This window comes from Achromobacter sp. T5-5 (assembly GCF_055397965.1).
Genome location: NZ_AP027919.1, coordinates 229,118 through 246,731 on the forward strand (window position 1 = coordinate 229,118; position 17,614 = coordinate 246,731).

Consider the following 17,614-nt stretch of genomic DNA (forward strand, 5'->3'; position numbering starts at 1 on the left):
CTGCAAAGTTCGCGTGGTGCCACATTACCCAAAAAACATGACGTGGCGCGTTTCGCAAGCGTCCCTTGGGGTAACGAAACGTGCATTCTTCAGGATTCCCGCTGCGCCCGGGCGGCAGGCCTGGGAAAAAAGCCGCTATTCTTGCGGAACCTTCCACACGCTTTAAGAATGGGACGCGGCGTCACCCATGGATGTTGGTTTTCTCGTATTTGGTCTTGCGGGCCTGCTCACGCTGGTCTGCTTCATGCCGCCCCTGGCCGGCCGCGTGAAGCTGCCCTATTCCGTGCTGCTCGCGATTGTCGGCTGTCTGCTTGGCATCATCATTCACGTGCATGGCTGGGCGCCCGCCTGGATCGGCGACTTCCTCGATTCGCTGGAAAGCTTCGAGATCTCGTCCGAGACCTTCCTGATGGTGTTTCTGCCCGTGCTGCTCTTTGAGACCGCGCTGGCGATGAACGTGCGGCGATTGATGGACGACATCGGGCCCATCCTGATGATGGCCATCGTGGCCGTGGTGGTCTGCACGGTGGTGGTCGGCGTGACGCTCGATGCGGTCTCGCCCTACGGTCTGGTGGTGTGCCTGCTGCTGGGCGCCATCGTGGCGACGACGGACCCGGTGGCCGTGGTCGGCATTTTCCGCGAAGTGGGCGCGCCCAAGCGGCTGACCACCCTGGTCGAGGGCGAAAGCCTCTTCAACGACGCGGCCTCCATCGCGCTGTACTCCGTGCTGCTGGCCGTGCTGAGCGGCAGGGGCGAGTTGTCCGTCAGCGGCATCTTCAACGACTTCCTCGTGCACTTCATCGGCGGCGGCCTGGCGGGGTTTGCCATGGGGCGGCTGGCCTGCTTCCTGTTCGCCTGGTTGCGCGGTTTTCCCACGGCCGAGATCACGCTGACCCTGACGCTGGCCTACCTGTCCTTCTTCATCTCCGAGCATTACCTGAACGTCTCGGGCGTGGTCGCCACGGTGATCGCGGGGCTGGTGGTGGGCTCGACCGGCCGCACGCGCATGTCGCCCACGACCTTCGAACATCTGGCCAGCGCCTGGGAGCAGTTCGGCTTCTGGGCCAATTCCCTCATTTTCCTGTTTGCCGCCATGCTGATTCCCAAGCTGATGGCGGCCGCCGATTGGCAGGAACTGGTGCTGGTCGGCGTGGTGTTCGTCGTGACCCTGGTCGCGCGCGGCATCGTGGTGTTCGGCTTGCTGCCGCTGCTGGGCCTGACCCGGCTGGGCACCAAGGTCAGCAACCCCTACAAGGTCGTGATGCTGTGGGGCGGCCTGCGCGGCGCCGTGTCGCTGGCGCTGGCGCTGGCGGTGACCGAGCAGACGGGCGTGCCCGAAGAGGCGCGCCAGTTCATCGCCGTCGCCACCACCGGGTTCGTGCTGATGACCCTGTTCGTCAACGGCATCAGCCTGCGGCCGCTCATCCGCATGCTGGGGCTGAACCAGCTATCGCCCGTAGAGCGCACCATCCGCAACCAGGTGATGGCCGTGGCGCTGGAGGACCTGCAGGACAAGACCGAGGAAGTCGCCAAGGCCGAGCACATCGGCACCGAGGTCCGCGACCGCATCCGCGCCGTGTTCGACGCCAGCCTGGCCAGCGTGCATGATGGCCGGGTCAGCCAGATGACCGACGAGCAGCGCGTGGCGGTGGGCCTGACCATCGTCGCCCAGCGCGAAGAGGAAATGTTCTTCGACATTCTCAAGGCCCAGATCGTGGACTGGCGCATGGCCGAAACATTGCTGGCCCGCGCGGAGCGCCTGGAAGACGCCATCCGGCTGGGGGGCGTGGAGGGCTTCGAGCGCGCCATCGTGGCCGACGTGCGCTATTCGACGGGCTTCCGGCTGGCGCTGCGGCTGCACTATGTCTTCGGCTTCCAGGGCTGGCTGGCGCGCGAACTCGGCCAGCGCTTTGCCAACCTGATGAGCAAGCGGTCGGTCGCGCAGCGCCTGATCGGCTTTGCCCGCGAGCAGATCACGCCATTGCTGGGCGAAGCGGCCACGCAGCGCATCGTGTCGTTGCACCAGCGCCGCCTGGACCTGATCGAGAACGCCATGCAGGCCCTGAACCTGCAATATCCGTCGTACGCCCAGTGGCTGCAGGAAAGCTACCTGGGCCGCGTGGCCCGAGAACTCGAGCGCATCCGCTATCGCGACATGCTTGAGCAGTTTCTGATCAGCGGCGAAGTCTATGCGGACCTGACCGAGCAATTGAAGAGCCGCTGGGCGCACATCGACAAGCATCCGCCGCTGGACATCGAAATGAGCGCGGCCGAACTCATCAAGCGCGTGCCGCTCTTCGAAGGGCTGTCGCCCGATTCCCTGCGCGCCATCAGCAAGCTGCTCAAGCCGCGCCTTGCCCTGCCCGACCAGCGGGTGCTGACCAAGGGCCGGCACGGCGAGGAAATGTGTTTCGTGGCGTCGGGCGCCGTGGCGGTCCACCTGCCCGACAACACCATGATCGAGCTGGGCAGCGGGGAGTTCTTCGGCGAACTGGGCCTGCTGGGCGAAGCGCAGCTCACGCCAGACGTGACGTCACTGGGCTACAGCAAGCTGCTGATGCTGTCTTCGCGCGACTTCCACGCGCTGCTCGCCCGCGACGAAAACCTGCGTGAACGCATCCAGGTCGTGGCCAAGCAGCGGTTGCGCGCCATCGAGGTCTGGAAGCAGTTTTCGCAGGCATCCGCGGCGGCGGCTCCCGCGGCCGCGCCGATGCCGGCCCCCAGTCCGGCGCAGGCGGCCGAAGCCGCGGAAGCGGCCGGCGCCGCCATTGCGCCCGAAGGCGAGGATGTCCAGGCGGCCCGCGAACTGCGCGGCGAATCCGCGCGCGACGACGATGGGTTGGGCGGATCGGTGATGGCGACGCCGGAACCGTCGCCGCGCTAGTCGTCCCGAAAGTTGTCCTGAAAGTCGTCCGGGGCAGGCGTCCAAGTCAGGCGCCCAAGTCAGGACCGCCGCTCAGGAGAGACCACCCCGCGCCCCACCCGGCGCCCGGCTAGACCGTGATCTCGCCCGCGGCCTGGCGCCGCATGATGTCCTCGACCAGCACCAGGGCGGCTTCCAGCGTGAACTCGCCCTCGCGGATGCGGTCCAGCGCCGTGGCCACAGCGATGGTGGCGATCTCCATGACCTCGCCGTCGCGGTTGGCGGGGCGCGCGTCCGGCGCCAGGAGGCAGGTGCTGGTCAGCACGTCTTCGACCTGATAGCCCTCGGGCAGCCGGCGATGGATGCGCAGGATCGTGCGCAGCGGCGTGCGGTGCGCCAGGTCCGGTTCGTCCAGCCCGGCTTCTTCGCCGCATTCGCGCACCAGCGCCAGTTCCAGGTCTTCGCGGCTGCCGGCCAGTCCGCCCACCAGCGTGTCCCACATACCGGGATCCGTCGACTTGCTGAGCGAACGCCGCGCCACCCACAGCCTGCCGTCGGGCGTCCAGGCGTTCAGGTGCACGGCCTTGGTCAGCAGGCCCAACGGCCGCACGGCTGCGCGTTCGATCACGCCGAGCGGCTGCTCGCCATCCAATACGTCCAGCAATTCGTCGCGCCAGCCGCGCAGGCAGTTGGCTTGGCGCAACAGTTGCGCGGCCTGTTCCAGCACCGCATCCAGCGCATTGCCCGGAACGAGGCCGTCGCCGATGCGCAGCGCCGTGTCGTCCGCATGCGTTTGCGGCGCTTCGCGCAGCGCGTCGCACGCCGCATGCGTGGCCCAGCCGCAGCGGCGCCCCGCTATATATAAAGCGCGCGCGCCTTCCGGGGCTGGCTCCTGCGCGCGGGCGCACAGGGCGGCATACAAATCGGACAACGGCTTTGGCATCGTGGCGTCATGGTGATGAGGATGCAGGCGATTTTAAGCCACCCGGTTTACGGGCCGCAGTCAAGGGCCGCAGTCAAGGGGCGCGGCCACATGGGGGCGGGCTCCATGAATTCAAGAGCACAAACTTACATCTGTTTGCGCGTCCGCTATAATCCGCCAGTTTCTTTGTGATTTCGAGAGGGAACGACAGGGCCGCTCTATCTCCCTGCATCGCCCTGCCATCTAATAATTGCGCGTTGCCCGTATTCCGGTGACTTCCGCCACCAGCAAATGGGCCTTCGCGCCGTATTTCGAGGTAAGCATGAAGAAGTGGAGAGGGATACTGGGGGCTTGTGCGATGCTGGTTGGCAGCGTGGCCGGTGCCCAGGTGCAAAACATGCCCGGCGGTCCGAAGGTCAATCAGCTCAATCTGCATGAAGGCGTCACCGCGATCTCGCGCGACATCATGTGGCTGCATTGGTTGCTGCTCACCATCTGTATCGTGATCTTCATCGGCGTCTTCGGAGTGATGTTCTACTCCATCTGGGCGCACCGGAAGTCCCGCGGCCACAAGGCGGCGACCTTCCACGAACATCTCGGCGTCGAAGTCGCCTGGACCGTCATCCCCTTCATCATCGTCATCGCCATGGCGCTGCCGGCCACCAAGACGGTCGTCGCCATGAAGGACACTTCCAGCGCCGACCTCACCGTCAAGGTCACCGGCTATCAATGGAAATGGGGCTACGAGTACCTCGACGGCTCGGCCGCCGGCATCAAGTTCCTCTCCACGCTGTCCACACCGCGCGCCCAGATCGAGAACCGCGAGCCCAAGGGCGAGTTCTACCTGATGGAAGTGGACAACCACCTGGTCGTCCCCGCGAACAAGAAGATCCGCATCGTCCTCACCGCCTCCGACGTCATCCACTCCTGGATGATTCCGGACTTCGGCGTGAAGCAGGACGCCATCCCCGGCTTCCTGCGCGACACCTGGTTCAACGCCGAAAAGCCTGGCATCTATCGCGGCCAGTGCGCGGAACTCTGCGGCAAGGACCACGCATTCATGCCCATCGTCGTGGAAGTCCTGGCGCAACCGGACTACGATAAGTGGGTTGAAGACCAAAAGAAGAAGATGGCGGCAAACGCCGACGATCCCAACAAAGAGTGGACGGAAGCCGAACTGGTTGCCCGCGGCGAAAAGGTTTTCGCGGCGAATTGCGTGGCCTGTCACCAGGCCAACGGCAAGGGCATTCCCGGTTCCTTCCCGCCGCTTGACGGAGACAAGGTCGTTCTGGGTCCCAAGGGGCCGCAGATCGACACCGTGCTGAAGGGCAAGCCCGGCACCGCCATGGCGGCGTTCGGCGGGCAGCTCAACGACGTCGAGATCGCAGCGGTCATCAGCTATACGCGCCATGCCTGGAGCAATGCCGGCAAGGGGCAGGACCCGACGGTTCCACCGAAGGACGTGGCGGCTGCGCGCTGATCGCGCGCGCCCATTTCCTCCACCGTAGAACCGGTTCCCTTTAGTCAGAGATACCCTGCCGCCCCGTCGAACGGGGCCGGCACTCAGCAGGAAGGAGTCCATCATGAGCAGCGTCACTGTAGACCACGTGTCGCCGGGCCACGGCCACGGTCACGATGACCACCACCACGGTGTCCCCACGGGCTGGCGCCGGTGGCTTTTTGCAACGAACCACAAAGACATCGGGACGATGTATCTCATCTTCTCGTTCGTCATGCTTCTGGAGGGCGGCACGCTGGCGCTGCTGCTGCGCACCGAGCTCTTCGAGCCGGGCCTGCAGTTCTTCCGCCCCGAGCTCTTCAACCAGTTCACCACGATGCACGGCCTGATCATGGTGTTCGGCGCCATCATGCCGGCGTTCGTGGGCTTTGCGAACTGGATGATCCCGATGCAGATCGGCGCGTCCGACATGGCGTTCGCCCGCATGAACAACTTCAGCTTCTGGCTGCTGCCGGTGGCCGCGATCATGCTGACCGCGTCGTTCTTCGTGCCGGGCGGCGCCACCGCCGCCGGCTGGACGCTGTACGCGCCGCTGTCGCTGCAGATGGGCCCGGGCATGGACCTGGCGATCTTCGCCATCCACATCATGGGCGCCTCGTCCATCATGGGCGCCATCAACATCATCGTCACCATCCTGAACATGCGCGCGCCCGGCCTGACGCTGATGAAGATGCCGCTGTTCTGCTGGACCTGGCTGATCACCGCGTTCCTGCTGCTGGCCGTGATGCCGGTGCTGGCCGCCGCCATCACCATGGTGCTGACCGACCGCCACTTCGGCACGGGCTTCTTCAATGCCGCTGCGGGCGGTGACCCGGTCCTGTACCAGCACGTGTTCTGGTTCTTCGGGCACCCCGAGGTCTACATCATGATCCTGCCGGCGTTCGGCATCGTGTCGGCCATCGTGCCCGCGTTCGCCCGCAAGAAGCTGTTCGGCTACGCCTCCATGGTGTACGCCACCGCCTCCATCGCCGTGCTGTCGTTCATCGTGTGGGCGCACCACATGTTCACGACCGGCATGCCGGTGACCGGCCAGCTCTACTTCATGTACGCCACCATGCTCATCTCCATCCCCACCGGGGTGAAGGTGTTCAACTGGGTCGCCACGATGTGGCGCGGGTCCATGACGTTCGAAACCCCGATGCTGTTCTCCATCGGCTTCATCTTCGTGTTCACGATGGGCGGCTTCACCGGCCTGATCCTGTCGGTGGCGCCCATCGACATCCAGGTCCACGACACCTATTACGTGGTGGCGCACTTCCACTACGTGCTGGTGGCCGGTTCCCTCTTTGCGCTGTTTGCCGGCGCGTACTACTGGGTGCCCAAGTGGACGGGCCGCATGTACAGCGAAAAGCTGGGCAAGCTGCACTTCTGGTCCACGCTGATCTCGTTCAACGTGACCTTCTTCCCGATGCACTTCCTGGGTCTGGCCGGCATGCCGCGCCGCTACGCCGACTACGCCGCGCAGTTCACGACCTTCCACCAGCTCGCCACCATCGGCGCGTTCTGGTTTGGCCTGTCACAGCTCATTTTCCTGTGGGCCATCGTGCGTTGCTACCGGGGCAAGGGCGAACCCGCAGCCGCCAAGCCGTGGGAAGGCGCCGAAGGTCTGGAATGGACGGTGCCGTCGCCCGCCCCGTTCCACACCTTCGAAACGCCGCCCGAAGTGAAGTAAACGCCCAATCCATGTTCCAGGTCGCACAGCAATGACACCCGAGCAGCGCCGCCGCAACAAGATCGCAGGACTGGTCCTGCTGGTTTTCGTCCTTGCCGTGTTCGCCTGGACCGTGATCCGCGGTTCGGCGTTGCTGACCGGCAAGGCCGTCGGCTAGGCCACAACCATGAGCGACGACCTTCGCGAAACCTCCCAGCGCAAGCTGAGCTTTCTTCAGACGATGAAGGCGGTGGCGTGGGGATTTTTCGGGGTGCGCAAGGGCGCGGGCTACCGTGAGGACATCGCCAGGCTCAATCCGGTCCACGTCATCGTGGCCGGACTGCTGGCAGCGGCAATCTTTGTGACTGTGCTGGTTTTAATTGTTCGTTGGGCCGTTTCCAGCCTGACTTGAATTACCTAAATCTAAATCTGTACCAGGGAGAAAGCCATGAGTGCAAGCCACTCGGTTCAAGGTAAAGAGGCACCGTACTACTTTGTCCCCGCCGACTCGGGCCATCCCGTGCGCATGGCCGTTGCGCTGCTCTTCATGGGCCTGGGCGCCGCGGCCTGGGTCAACGGCGCGGATTGGGGCAAGTGGTCCGTGCTGGTGGGATTCATCGGCGTGGTCATCGTGCTGTACTACTGGTTCGGCGATGCCATCCATGAATCGGAAACCGGCCTGAACAGCAAGCGCATCGACGATTCCTACCGCTGGAGCATGAGCTGGTTCATCTTCTCGGAGGTCATGTTCTTTGCCGCGTTCTTCGGCGCGCTCTGGTACACGCGCACCGTCACGACGCCATGGCTGGGCGACATCGACCACCGCCTGATGCTGTGGCCGGACTTCCAGGCGACCTGGCCCAACTTCGGCCCGGCCGGCGTGGTGGAATCCTTCCAGACCGTGGGTCCCTTCTGGCTGCCCACGATCAACACGGCGCTGTTGCTCAGTTCCGGCGTCACGCTCACCATCGCGCACCATGCGCTGCGTGAAAACCATCGCGGCAAGACGAAGTTCTGGCTGGCGGCCACCGTCATCCTGGGCTTTGTCTTCGTGGGCTGTCAGGCCTTTGAATACATTCATGCCTACCGCGACCTGAACCTCAAGTTCAACTCGGGCGCCTATGGCTCGCTGTTCTACATGCTGACCGGCTTCCACGGATTCCACGTGATTCTGGGCGCGACCATGCTCACGGTCATCCTGATCCGCCTGATGCGCGGCCACTTCACGGCGGACCATCACTTCGGTTTCGAGGGCGCGGCCTGGTACTGGCACTTCGTGGACGTGGTGTGGCTGGGCCTGTACCTGTTTGTCTATTGGTTCTGACCGCGCGGTGCTGATCGCGGGGTTCTGACGGCGGCCGGCGCAGCCGGCGGCCGTTGCGGCACGGGAAAGCGCGAAGGGGGCGGGCGGCAAGCCGGCTTCCGCCGCGCTTTCAGGCCATTTGCGGGGACGCGCCCGGCGGTTGCGGCGCCAAATCCGGGGAACCGGACGCCGCGCAGCCTATCTAAAGCCCGTGCTCTCGATCCAGCCCATGTGATGGGCGAACAGCACGAACACGAACAGGGCGACCGACAGGCCGATACGGACCGTCAGTGCGTTGACCGTGCGGTTGGTGGTACCTTTGTCCCGCATCAGGTAGACCAGGGCGGATGCCAGACTGGCCAGTATCCCGATGAAGGCCAGAACGACGAAAACGCGCATTGTGGTCTCCCGACAAATCAGATTTAGCAACGACAGATGTCCCGACCGCATTCCACCCGCTACACGGTAGCCGCCTTACTGCTGCTTGGCATCGCCGTGGTGATCCTGGTGTCGCTGGGGCAATGGCAGTTGCGTCGCAGCGATGAGCGACGCGCCATTCTGGCCGCGATCGAAGCGGGCCGCAAGCAAGCGCCACTCGTGCTGACGCCCGCCACGCCGCCCGCGGACATGACGGCCTGGCGCGTGGCGCAGGCCAGCGGCACGTGGCTGCCCGAATTCAGTGTACTGCTGGACAATCGCAACCAGGACGGCAGGCCCGGCTACTGGCTGGCCACGCCGCTGCTGCTGGACGCGTCCGCGCGGCGCGCGGTGCTGGTGCTGCGCGGGTGGTTGCCGCGCGTCATCCAGGGCCAGGGCGAGCCCGAGCTGCCGGCCGCGCCCGAGGGCGTGCAGACCGTGCAAGGCGAGCTTTCCGAGCGCGTGCCGCGCCTGTTCGAACTCTGGTCGCTGGGCGGATCGCAAACCTCGACCTTGCCCGCGACGCTGCCCGCGGCGGACGGGAAGGTGCCGCAAGTGCAGAACCTGCCGCTGGACGCCTACGCCCGCGCGACCGGGCTGGATCTGCTGCCCACGGTGCTCAGCCAGGGCGGGCCGGGCGACGATGGTCTGGTGCGCGACTGGCCCCAGCCGTCGGTGGATTTCCAGCAGAACACGTCGTACGCGGTACAGTGGTTCGCTTTCGGGGCGATTGCCGCCATTGCGTGGCTGGTGGTGCTGGGAGGCGCCATCCGCCGCATGCGCCAGCGCGGGGACACGCGGGCCCAGGCCCGGATCCGCGCGCGTCGATGAACAACGCTATTCCAGGATACAAAGTGGCTCGCGACAACTCCTCCAACAAGCCCGCAGGCAAGCGTTCGCTGATGCCCATGGTGCTGGTGTTCCTGTGCTCGCTGGCGCCCATCGTCGCGGCGTTCGTGGTCTACATGAATCCGCAATGGTGGCCCAGCGAATCCAGCAACTACGGCACCCTCGTGACGCCGCAGCGCCCGATGCCCCAGGCATCCGAACTGCGCCTGACCACGCTGGACGGCAAGCCCTTCGATCTGCAAAGCCTGAAGGGCAAGTGGCTGCTGGTGGCCGCCGACGGGGCGGCCTGCCCCGAAAGCTGCGCGCGCAAGCTCTTCATCACGCGCAACAGCCACGCCAGCCAGGGCAAGAACGTGGATCGCCTGGCGCGCGTCTGGTTCATCACCGACGACGCGGTGGTGCCGGACAAGGTGCTGGAGGCCTACAAGGGCACGGTGATGGTGCGCGTGGACCCCGACCAGTTGGCCCGGTTCCTGCTGGCGCGCCGCACCGCCGCGGGCCAGCCCGGCCTGCAGGATCCGATCTGGGTGATCGACCCGCTGGGCAACCTCATGATGCAGTATCCCGCCGAGGCGGATGGCGTGCGGGTGCGCAAGGACATCAGCAAGCTGGTCTATAACTCGCGCATTGGTTGAATTTTTACCGCCGGGGCGCCGCAATGAAAGACGCCCGCTCGGCGTGAGGGCATTTATTTTGGTTGATATGGAACGCATCAAGGCGCGCTACCGCAAGCTCGTATTCTTTACCTGGTTCCTGACGCTGGACCTGATCATGTTCGGCGCCTTCGTGCGCCTCACGGATTCGGGCCTGGGCTGTCCGGACTGGCCCGGCTGCTACGGCAGCGTCACGCCGATCGGCGCGATGGGCGACATCCACGAGGCCTCGCAGGCCATGCCCTTCGGACCGGTGACCCTGTCCAAGGCCTGGATCGAGATGATCCACCGCTATGTCGGCGCCATCCTGGGCATGCTCATCATCGGCATCGTCTACATGGCCTGGCGCTACCGCCGCGAACTGGGACGCTCGCCCGCGCTGGCCATCACGACCCTGGTGGCCGTGTGCGTGCAGGGCGCGTTCGGCGCCTGGACCGTGACCCACAAGCTCATGCCCGCCGTCGTGACCGCGCACCTGGTGTTCGGCCTGTCGGTGCTGGCCCTGATGACCTGGCTGTCGTCGCGCGAGCGTCCGCACCTGCCGGTGAGCGCCGCGGCCGTGCGCTGGAAGCCCTGGGTGGCGGTCGGATTCGTGCTGCTGCTGGTTCAGGTGACGCTGGGCGGGTGGGTCAGCACCAACTACGCGGCGCTTGCCTGCATGGACTTTCCCACCTGCCACGGGCAGTGGGTGCCGGACATGGACTTTCACGGCGGGTATTCGATCATCCGCGGGCTGGGCGAACTGCCTTCCGGCGAAATGATCTCGCAGCCCGCGCTCACGGCCATCCACTGGGTCCACCGCAATTTCGCCTTCGTGGTGTTCGTCTACCTGGGCATCCTGGCATGGCGGCTGCGCGCCGCCGAGCCCGGCCTGCGCGGCCCGGCCACGCTGATGCTGGCGCTGCTGGGCGCGCAACTGCTCACGGGCCTGACGACGATCTTCTTCCAGTGGCCGCTGTTGATCGCCGTGCTGCACAATGGGGGCGCGGCAGGCCTGACCTTGTCGGCCGTGGTCTTGATGGTGCGTCTGGCGTCTGCGGGCCATGAGCCGGCGAGGCGGTACGACCCCAATTTGGTGCGCGTTTAAAATGAGGTCCACTATGACCAGTCTTGCCGCTCCTCAATCCGGATTGCTCCGCCAGTACCTCGTCCTCACCAAGCCGCGCGTGACGCAGTTGGCCGTGTTTTGCGCCGTGATCGGCATGTTCCTGGCCGCGCCGGGCATCCCGGACATGCGCCGCGTGCTGTTCGGCACCATCGGCATCTGGCTGCTGGCCGCCGCCGCCTTCGCCATCAATTGCCTGATCGAACAGGAAGTGGACGCCCGCATGCTGCGCACCGCGCGCCGGGCCACGGCGCGTGGCACGATCTCGGCCTTCCAGGTGCTCAGCCTGTCCGGGCTGCTGGGCGGCGCGGGCATGTTCGTGCTCTACAACATGGTCAACCCGCTCACCATGTGGCTGACGTTCGCCACGTTCGTGGGCTACGCCATCATCTACACCATCATCCTCAAGCCGCGCACGCCGCAGAACATCGTCATTGGCGGCCTGTCTGGCGCGATGCCGCCGGCGCTGGGCTGGGCGGCGGTCGCGGATTCCGTGCCGGCCGAGGCCTGGGTGCTGGTCCTCATCATCTTCATCTGGACGCCGCCGCACTTCTGGGCGCTGGCGCTGTATCGCAACCACGACTACGCCAAGGCCGGCCTGCCCATGCTGCCGGTGACGCACGGCAACCAGTTCACGCGCCTGCACATCCTGCTGTACAGCCTGGCGCTGATGGCGACCACGCTGTTGCCCTACGCCATCCGCATGAGCGGCGAACTGTATCTGCTGTCGGCGCTTGTGCTGGGCGGCATGTTCGTGTCGTACGCCTGGCGCCTGTACCGCCAGTACAGCGACGAACTGGCGCGCAGCATGTTCCGCTTTTCCATTCTTTACCTGGCGCTGCTCTTTGGCGCCCTGCTGGTCGACCACTGGGTCGGCCTCTTGCGCTGACCCCCCGGAGGTTGTCGATGTCCGTGTTTTCCGCCAGCCGCCGGCTGGCCCTGCGACTGGGCGCCGCCGCCGCCGTCGCTGCCGCCCTGGCTGCCTGCGGCGACAGCAAGCCCGTTTTCAAAGGCAGCGACATCAGCGGCACGCAGTTGGGCCGGGCGATGGAACTGTCCGACCACAACGGCAAGATGCGCCAGCTCTCGGACTTTTCGGGCAAGGTCGTGGTCGTGTTCTTCGGTTTCACGCAGTGTCCAGACGTGTGCCCCACGGCGCTGGCCGAACTGACCGAAGTGATGAAAAAGCTGGGCCCGGACGCCGACCGTGTCCAGGTCCTGCTGATCACGGTGGATCCCGAACGCGACACGCCCGAGGTGCTCAAGCAGTACGTCACGGCTTTCGACCCGCGCTTTTTGGGGCTGACCGGCACGCCCGACCAGATCAAGAAGGCGGCCGCCTCGTTCAAGGCCTATTACGCCAAGGCGCCCACCAAGGACGGCAGCTACACGATGGACCACACGGCGGCGTTCTACCTGTTCGACGGCAAGGGCGAATCGCGCGTGCTGGCCAACAACAACGTCGGGGCCGACGGCCTGACGCACGACATCCAGGCACTGCTCAAGGGCTGAGGCGGGTGGGGCCGCAAGGCCCGGCCAGACGGCGGATCACGCTTTCGCCGCCGCCCACGCGGCCAGCGCGGCGCGCGCCTTGTCGCTGAGTTCGGCGGCGGGAATCTCGCGCCGATGGGCAATGATCATCAACGCATAGGGGGTGGCCAGCGCGGCTGCCTCGGGGCACAGGCGCGACTCTTCGCCAACCGATGGCGACGTGTTGCGCCAGTAGTTGATTGCCTGTTCAAGCTGGGGCAGGGTGATGGGATCCATGCGCCTATTGTCCACGAATGTCCCTGCCTGTCCACCCTCCATCCGCCCTGCAAAGAAGGGTCACCATCGCAACATGCCGAAACCGCGCCCGGGTGCTATACCACTGCCGGTTAGTTACGATGGAGCATCGTCATGAATACTTCGACCCAACCTGCGCCGCGCCGCGGCCTGCATCCGCTGCTGGCCGCCGCCGCGATCGCCGTCATCGTCATGTGTTCGGTGGGCGTGGCCGCGGTGCTCGGCTGGCTGCCCACCCCGTCGGCCAACCCGCACGCGGACGAGGCAGTCGCCGAAGCCGGCCCTGAAGACGCCAACCTGGCGCCCGCACCCGACGCCGCACCGCCCGGCGCGGGCCGGCCCGCGGGCCAGATGCACCAGGCCCAGGCGTCGCAGCCCGCATCGCCCTCGCGGCCGGCCGCGCCCGCCGCGCGTCCCGCGCCGGCGCCGCAAGCCTGCGCCTCGTGCGGCGTGGTCGAGACCATCCGCCAGGTGCAGGTTCCCGCCAAGGACAACAGCGACCATCTGGTCGGCACCATCGCGGGCGGCGTGGCCGGCGGCGTCGTGGGTAATCAGTTTGGCGGAGGCAGCGGAAAGACGGCCCTGACGGTGCTGGGCGCGGTCGGCGGTGCTTTGGCAGGCCGTGAAGTTGAGCGTAATATCAGACAGCAACAAACAGTGACGCACTATGAGCTCACGGTGCGCATGAGCGACGGCAGCACGCGCCAGTTCCGCAGCGCGCAGCCGTTCTCGTTTGCCTCCGGCGACCATGTGCGCGTGGAGAACAATCAGCTTCTGCCGGGTTGACCCGACCGCCGGCGGCAAGCATCCGACCTTGGAGAGACCTGGAATGAGCGATCAATACACCAACCCGTTCGTCCTGCCCGGCATGGGCCAGAACTCCGACCTGTCGGGCAATCCGCTACTGGCCAGCATGGAAATGATGCGCCAGGCCTGGGCCGGCCTGACGGGCCCGGGCGGTCTGGCGAGCAGCCTGCCCATGGCCCCGCCCATGAACCTCGAAGACCTGGACCGCCGCATCGCCGAACTGCGGTCGGTGGAAAACTGGCTGCGCATGAACCTGAGCATGCTCTCCAGCACCATCCAGGGCATGGAGGTGCAGCGGTCCACGATCAGCACCCTGCGCGCCTTCGTGGACAGCGCCTCGCGCATGGACCTGGGCACGGCGCCGGAGGGCGGCGCGCCTTCGCCGCTCGAGGTTGCGCTGGGCCTGAAGCCCGCGCCGAAGTCGGCGGGCGCTGGCCACGGAAGTTCCGCGCAGCCGGACAACGCCGCGTCCGCCCAGGCCAAGGAAGACGCCAGCGCACAGTCCGATGCCGCATCGGGCAGCGAGGCAGGCGCGTCCGCCACCGGCGGCGCCGAATCGGCCGCCGCCATGAGCGAACAGATGGGCGCCGCCGCGCAGTCGGCGTCCAAGGCCTGGTGGGATCTGCTGCAACAGCAGTTCAACCAGATCGCCGCCGCCACGGCGGCCTCGATGCCGGCAAGCGCGCCGGCCGCGGACACGGGCGCCAAGCCCGACCCCGCCACGCCCAAGGCGTCGGCCAAGCCGCAAGGCAAGGCCGCCAAGCCGGCTGCCGCGCGCAAGCCCGCCGCCACCAAGCGGGCGGCAAAGCCCGCCAAGAAAACCGGGCCTGCCGACGGCAAGCCCTGACCCTATCCTTCAATCGACACGCGGACCGGCCGCAAGGCCGCCCGACCGTCTCCACACCTACTGGAACTTATGCTTAATGTAGTGATTCTTGCCGCCGGACTGGGTAAACGCATGCAGTCCGACCTTCCCAAAGTGCTGCACACGCTGGCCGGCAAACCCATGCTGGCCCATGTGCTGGACAGCGCGCGCCAATTGCAGCCGGCGCGCATCATCGTGGTGGTCGGCCACGGCGCGGATCGCGTCAAGCAGGCTTTCGACGGTCAGCAAGACCTGCACTTCGTGCTGCAGCAGCCTCAGCACGGCACGGGCCATGCCGTGCAGCAAGCCGTGCCGCTGCTGCTGGAAGGCGACGGCAAGGACGACGTGACGCTGGTGCTGTACGGCGACGTGCCGCTGGTCCAGCCCGAGACCCTGCAGCGCCTGCTGGATGCGCGTGGCCAGGGCGCCGCCGTGCTGACCGAAGTGCTGGCCGATTCCACGGGTTACGGCCGCATCGTGCGCGATGCCAAGGGCAACGTGTGCCGCATCGTCGAGCACAAGGACGCCTCGGACGCCGAGCGCGAGATCAAGGAAGTGAACACCGGCATCCTCAGCGCGCCGACCGCGAAGCTGAAGAACTGGTTGACCCGCATCGACAACAACAACGCCCAGGGCGAGTACTACCTGACCGACGTCGTCGGCCTGGCCGTGGTCGACGAGGTGCCCGTGGGCGCGGCCCAGCCCGGCGCCGGCTGGGAAACGCTGGGCGTGAACAGCCGCGTGCAGCAGGCCGAACTCGAGCGCCGCTGGCAGGCCGAGCAGGCCCGCCGCCAGCTCGAAGCCGGCGTCACCCTGGCCGACCCGGCGCGCTTTGACGTGCGCGGCACGCTCACCTGCGGCCGCGACGTCTTCATCGACGTGGGGTGCGTGTTCGAAGGCCAGGTCTCGCTGGCCGACGGCGTGCGCGTGGGCCCGCATTGCGTGCTGCGCGACGTCAGCGTCGGCGCGGGCACGCACATCGAAGCCTTCAGCCACCTGCAGCAGGCCGAGGTGGGTCGCGATGCGCGCGTGGGCCCCTACGCCCGCCTGCGTCCCGGCGCCGAGCTGGGCGACCGCAGCCACGTCGGCAACTTCGTCGAGATCAAGAAGAGCGTGCTGGGCGCGGACAGCAAGGCCAACCACCTGGCCTACATCGGCGACGCCGACATCGGCGCGCGCGTAAACGTGGGCGCGGGCACCATCACCTGCAACTACGACGGCGTGAACAAGCATCGCACCGTGATCGAGGACGACGCCTTCATCGGCTCGGACACGCAGCTCGTCGCGCCCGTGCGCGTGGGCCGCGGCGCGACGCTGGGCGCCGGCACCACCCTCACGCGCGATGCGCCGGCTGACAAGCTGACGGTGTCGCGCCCCAAGCAGGTCACCGTCGAGGGATGGCAGCGCCCGGTAAAGAAGTCGTGACGCCGGGGCACGACGCGGCGCCGGAAGGCGCCGCCAAGTCCGCTCCGCCCGACGGCCTGCCGGCGCCGCGCCGGTACTGGGCGGCGGCCACCGTGATGACGGGCATCAGCCTGTCGGTGCTGGACACCACCATCGCCAACGTGGCGCTGCCGACGATCGCCAAGGATCTCAATGCCTTGCCGGCGCAGGCGGTCTGGATCGTCAACGCCTACAACCTCGCGGTCGTAATGGCGCTGCTGCCGTTGTCGGCGCTGGCCGAGCGCATCGGCTTTCGGCGCATGTTCACCTTCGGCCTGGTCCTGTTCACGCTGGCTTCGCTGGGCTGCGCCCTGGCGGGCACGCTGTGGCAGTTGACGGCGGCGCGCGTGTTCCAGGGCCTGGGGGCGGCCACGCTGATGTGCATGTTCGGCGGCCTGGTGCGCAACATCTATCCGCTCAAGATGCTGGGGCGAGGCATCAGCATCAACGCCACCACGGTGGCGGTGATGTCGGTGCTGGGGCCCACGATCGGTTCGGCCATCCTGTCGGTGGCGCCGTGGCCGTGGATCTTCGCCGTCAACCTGCCCATCTGCGCGCTCGCCATGATGGGCCTGCGCCATCTGCCCGAAGTCCCGCGCAACGACGTGAAACTGGACTGGATCAGCGCCCTGCTCTGCATGGCGACGCTGGGCGTGTTCATTTCCGGCGTGGACATGATGGGCGAAGACCTGCTGCGCGGCATCGGCCTGGTCGCCATCTCGGCGGTCGCGGGCATGGTGCTGGTACGCCGGGCCAGCCAGCAGACCGCGCCGCTGGTGCCGGTGGACCTGCTGCGCATCCGGCCGCTGGCCTTCGCGGTAGGCGCGTCGGCCTGCACCTTCGCCGCGCAGATGGCCTCGTACGTGTCGTTGCCGTTCTATTTTCAGCAGGTGCTGGGTCGGCCTTACCTGGAAGTGGGCATGCTGATGGGCGCCTGGCCCGTGGGTACGGCCATCATTGCGCCGCTGGCGGGCCGCCTGTCGGACCGCTATTCGGCCGCCACCCTGAGCGGCGTGGGGGCGGCCACCATGGTCGTCGGCATGCTTTCGCTGGCGCTGCTGCCTTCCACCGTGTCGAACGGGCCGATCATCGCCGGCATGTTCGTGGCCGGCGTCGGCTTCGGCTTTTTTCAGACGCCGAACAACCGCGCCCTGCTGTCCGCCGCGCCCCGGCTGCGCAGCGGGGCGGCGGGCGGGCTGCAGGCCACCACTCGGGTGTTCGGCCAGAGCTTCGGCACGGCGCTTGTGGCGATCGCCTTCAGCGTCAGCGCGGCGCACGGGCCTGGCCTGGCGCTGGTGCTGGGCACGGTGTGCGCGGCCCTGGCCGTGGTGGTCAACACGGTCCGGTTCAACAAGCTTCGGACCTAGCGCGCCGCAGGACCTCGGGCGCGGGCCGCTTCTATAATGGCGGCCGGCGCCCGGTTTCCTTGGCC

At 66.7% G+C, this 17,614-nt stretch carries 18 protein-coding genes; 15 read left to right on the forward strand and 3 right to left on the reverse strand.

The genetic code is table 11. The features are described 5' to 3' along the window. The first annotated feature begins 187 nt into the window (after positions 1-187). Positions 188-2,884 (forward strand): cation:proton antiporter, encoded by a 2,697-nt coding sequence (locus ACZ50Q_RS01120; protein ID WP_464080259.1) that lies wholly within the window; start codon positions 188-190, stop codon positions 2,882-2,884. Between the two features lie 109 nt (positions 2,885-2,993). Here the strand turns inward: ACZ50Q_RS01120 and ACZ50Q_RS01125 are convergent, their stop codons facing one another. Further along, on the reverse strand, positions 2,994-3,806 hold the full coding sequence (locus tag ACZ50Q_RS01125) for an NUDIX hydrolase (protein WP_464080260.1): 813 nt from the start codon (positions 3,804-3,806) through the stop codon (positions 2,994-2,996). Between the two features lie 301 nt (positions 3,807-4,107). Here ACZ50Q_RS01125 and coxB point away from each other — a divergent pair, with 301 nt between their 5' ends. The 5 genes from coxB (at position 4,108) to ACZ50Q_RS01150 (ending at position 8,279) form a co-directional block, all read left to right on the forward strand. Next, on the forward strand, positions 4,108-5,265 hold the full coding sequence (gene coxB / locus ACZ50Q_RS01130) for a cytochrome c oxidase subunit II (RefSeq protein WP_092576855.1): 1,158 nt from the start codon (positions 4,108-4,110) through the stop codon (positions 5,263-5,265). 103 nt (positions 5,266-5,368) lie between these two features. After that, on the forward strand, positions 5,369-6,976 hold the full coding sequence (gene ctaD, locus ACZ50Q_RS01135; protein ID WP_076517891.1) for a cytochrome c oxidase subunit I: 1,608 nt from the start codon (positions 5,369-5,371) through the stop codon (positions 6,974-6,976). Between the two features lie 31 nt (positions 6,977-7,007). Beyond that, positions 7,008-7,133: a cytochrome oxidase small assembly protein gene (locus ACZ50Q_RS01140; RefSeq protein WP_235515301.1), complete on the forward strand. Its 126-nt coding sequence runs from the start codon at positions 7,008-7,010 to the stop codon at positions 7,131-7,133. Positions 7,134-7,142: 9 nt separating this feature from the next. Beyond that, positions 7,143-7,367, forward strand: a complete 225-nt coding sequence (locus tag ACZ50Q_RS01145) for a DUF2970 domain-containing protein (RefSeq protein ID WP_092576853.1) — start codon at positions 7,143-7,145, stop codon at positions 7,365-7,367. 36 nt (positions 7,368-7,403) lie between these two features. Then, positions 7,404-8,279 carry a cytochrome c oxidase subunit 3 gene (locus tag ACZ50Q_RS01150; RefSeq protein ID WP_464080261.1) on the forward strand — a complete coding sequence of 292 codons (876 nt, stop codon included), beginning with the start codon at positions 7,404-7,406 and terminating at the stop codon, positions 8,277-8,279. Positions 8,280-8,456: 177 nt separating this feature from the next. Here ACZ50Q_RS01150 and ACZ50Q_RS01155 read toward each other — a convergent pair whose 3' ends face one another. Continuing rightward, entirely contained in the window at positions 8,457-8,657 is a 201-nt protein-coding gene (locus ACZ50Q_RS01155; protein WP_076517882.1) for a twin transmembrane helix small protein, read from the reverse strand. A 36-nt stretch (positions 8,658-8,693) separates the two neighbouring features. Here ACZ50Q_RS01155 and ACZ50Q_RS01160 point away from each other — a divergent pair, with 36 nt between their 5' ends. The 5 genes from ACZ50Q_RS01160 to ACZ50Q_RS01180 all read left to right on the forward strand — a co-directional run bounded on the left by ACZ50Q_RS01160 (position 8,694) and on the right by ACZ50Q_RS01180 (position 12,794). Next, positions 8,694-9,506, forward strand: a complete 813-nt coding sequence (locus ACZ50Q_RS01160) for an SURF1 family protein (protein WP_464080262.1) — start codon at positions 8,694-8,696, stop codon at positions 9,504-9,506. A 71-nt stretch (positions 9,507-9,577) separates the two neighbouring features. Then, complete coding sequence (locus ACZ50Q_RS01165; protein ID WP_464081935.1) at positions 9,578-10,159, forward strand: SCO family protein; 582 nt, start codon at positions 9,578-9,580, stop codon at positions 10,157-10,159. A 67-nt stretch (positions 10,160-10,226) separates the two neighbouring features. Then, positions 10,227-11,264, forward strand: a complete 1,038-nt coding sequence (locus ACZ50Q_RS01170) for a COX15/CtaA family protein (protein WP_092577325.1) — start codon at positions 10,227-10,229, stop codon at positions 11,262-11,264. 13 nt (positions 11,265-11,277) lie between these two features. Next, entirely contained in the window at positions 11,278-12,171 is an 894-nt protein-coding gene (cyoE, locus tag ACZ50Q_RS01175; RefSeq protein WP_076517877.1) for a heme o synthase, read from the forward strand. Between the two features lie 17 nt (positions 12,172-12,188). Next, a complete protein-coding gene (locus tag ACZ50Q_RS01180; protein WP_464080263.1) occupies positions 12,189-12,794 on the forward strand; it encodes an SCO family protein in 606 nt (201 codons plus the stop codon). A gap of 36 nt (positions 12,795-12,830) precedes the next feature. Here the strand turns inward: ACZ50Q_RS01180 and ACZ50Q_RS01185 are convergent, their stop codons facing one another. Beyond that, positions 12,831-13,049 carry a DUF3717 domain-containing protein gene (locus ACZ50Q_RS01185; RefSeq protein WP_464080264.1) on the reverse strand — a complete coding sequence of 73 codons (219 nt, stop codon included), beginning with the start codon at positions 13,047-13,049 and terminating at the stop codon, positions 12,831-12,833. A 132-nt stretch (positions 13,050-13,181) separates the two neighbouring features. On the opposite strand from ACZ50Q_RS01185, the gene ACZ50Q_RS01190 reads away from it, so the two are divergent. The 4 genes from ACZ50Q_RS01190 to ACZ50Q_RS01205 all read left to right on the forward strand — a co-directional run bounded on the left by ACZ50Q_RS01190 (position 13,182) and on the right by ACZ50Q_RS01205 (position 17,549). After that, positions 13,182-13,853 carry an outer membrane lipoprotein gene (locus ACZ50Q_RS01190; RefSeq protein ID WP_092576842.1) on the forward strand — a complete coding sequence of 224 codons (672 nt, stop codon included), beginning with the start codon at positions 13,182-13,184 and terminating at the stop codon, positions 13,851-13,853. A gap of 43 nt (positions 13,854-13,896) precedes the next feature. After that, complete coding sequence (locus ACZ50Q_RS01195) at positions 13,897-14,721, forward strand: PhaM family polyhydroxyalkanoate granule multifunctional regulatory protein (protein WP_464080265.1); 825 nt, start codon at positions 13,897-13,899, stop codon at positions 14,719-14,721. A 69-nt stretch (positions 14,722-14,790) separates the two neighbouring features. Then, a complete protein-coding gene (gene glmU, locus ACZ50Q_RS01200) occupies positions 14,791-16,164 on the forward strand; it encodes a bifunctional UDP-N-acetylglucosamine diphosphorylase/glucosamine-1-phosphate N-acetyltransferase GlmU (RefSeq protein ID WP_464080266.1) in 1,374 nt (457 codons plus the stop codon). Further along, positions 16,137-17,549 carry an MFS transporter gene (locus tag ACZ50Q_RS01205; protein ID WP_464080267.1) on the forward strand — a complete coding sequence of 471 codons (1,413 nt, stop codon included), beginning with the start codon at positions 16,137-16,139 and terminating at the stop codon, positions 17,547-17,549. Before glmU ends, ACZ50Q_RS01205 begins: the two co-directional genes overlap by 28 nt. Positions 17,550-17,614 lie beyond the last annotated feature (65 nt).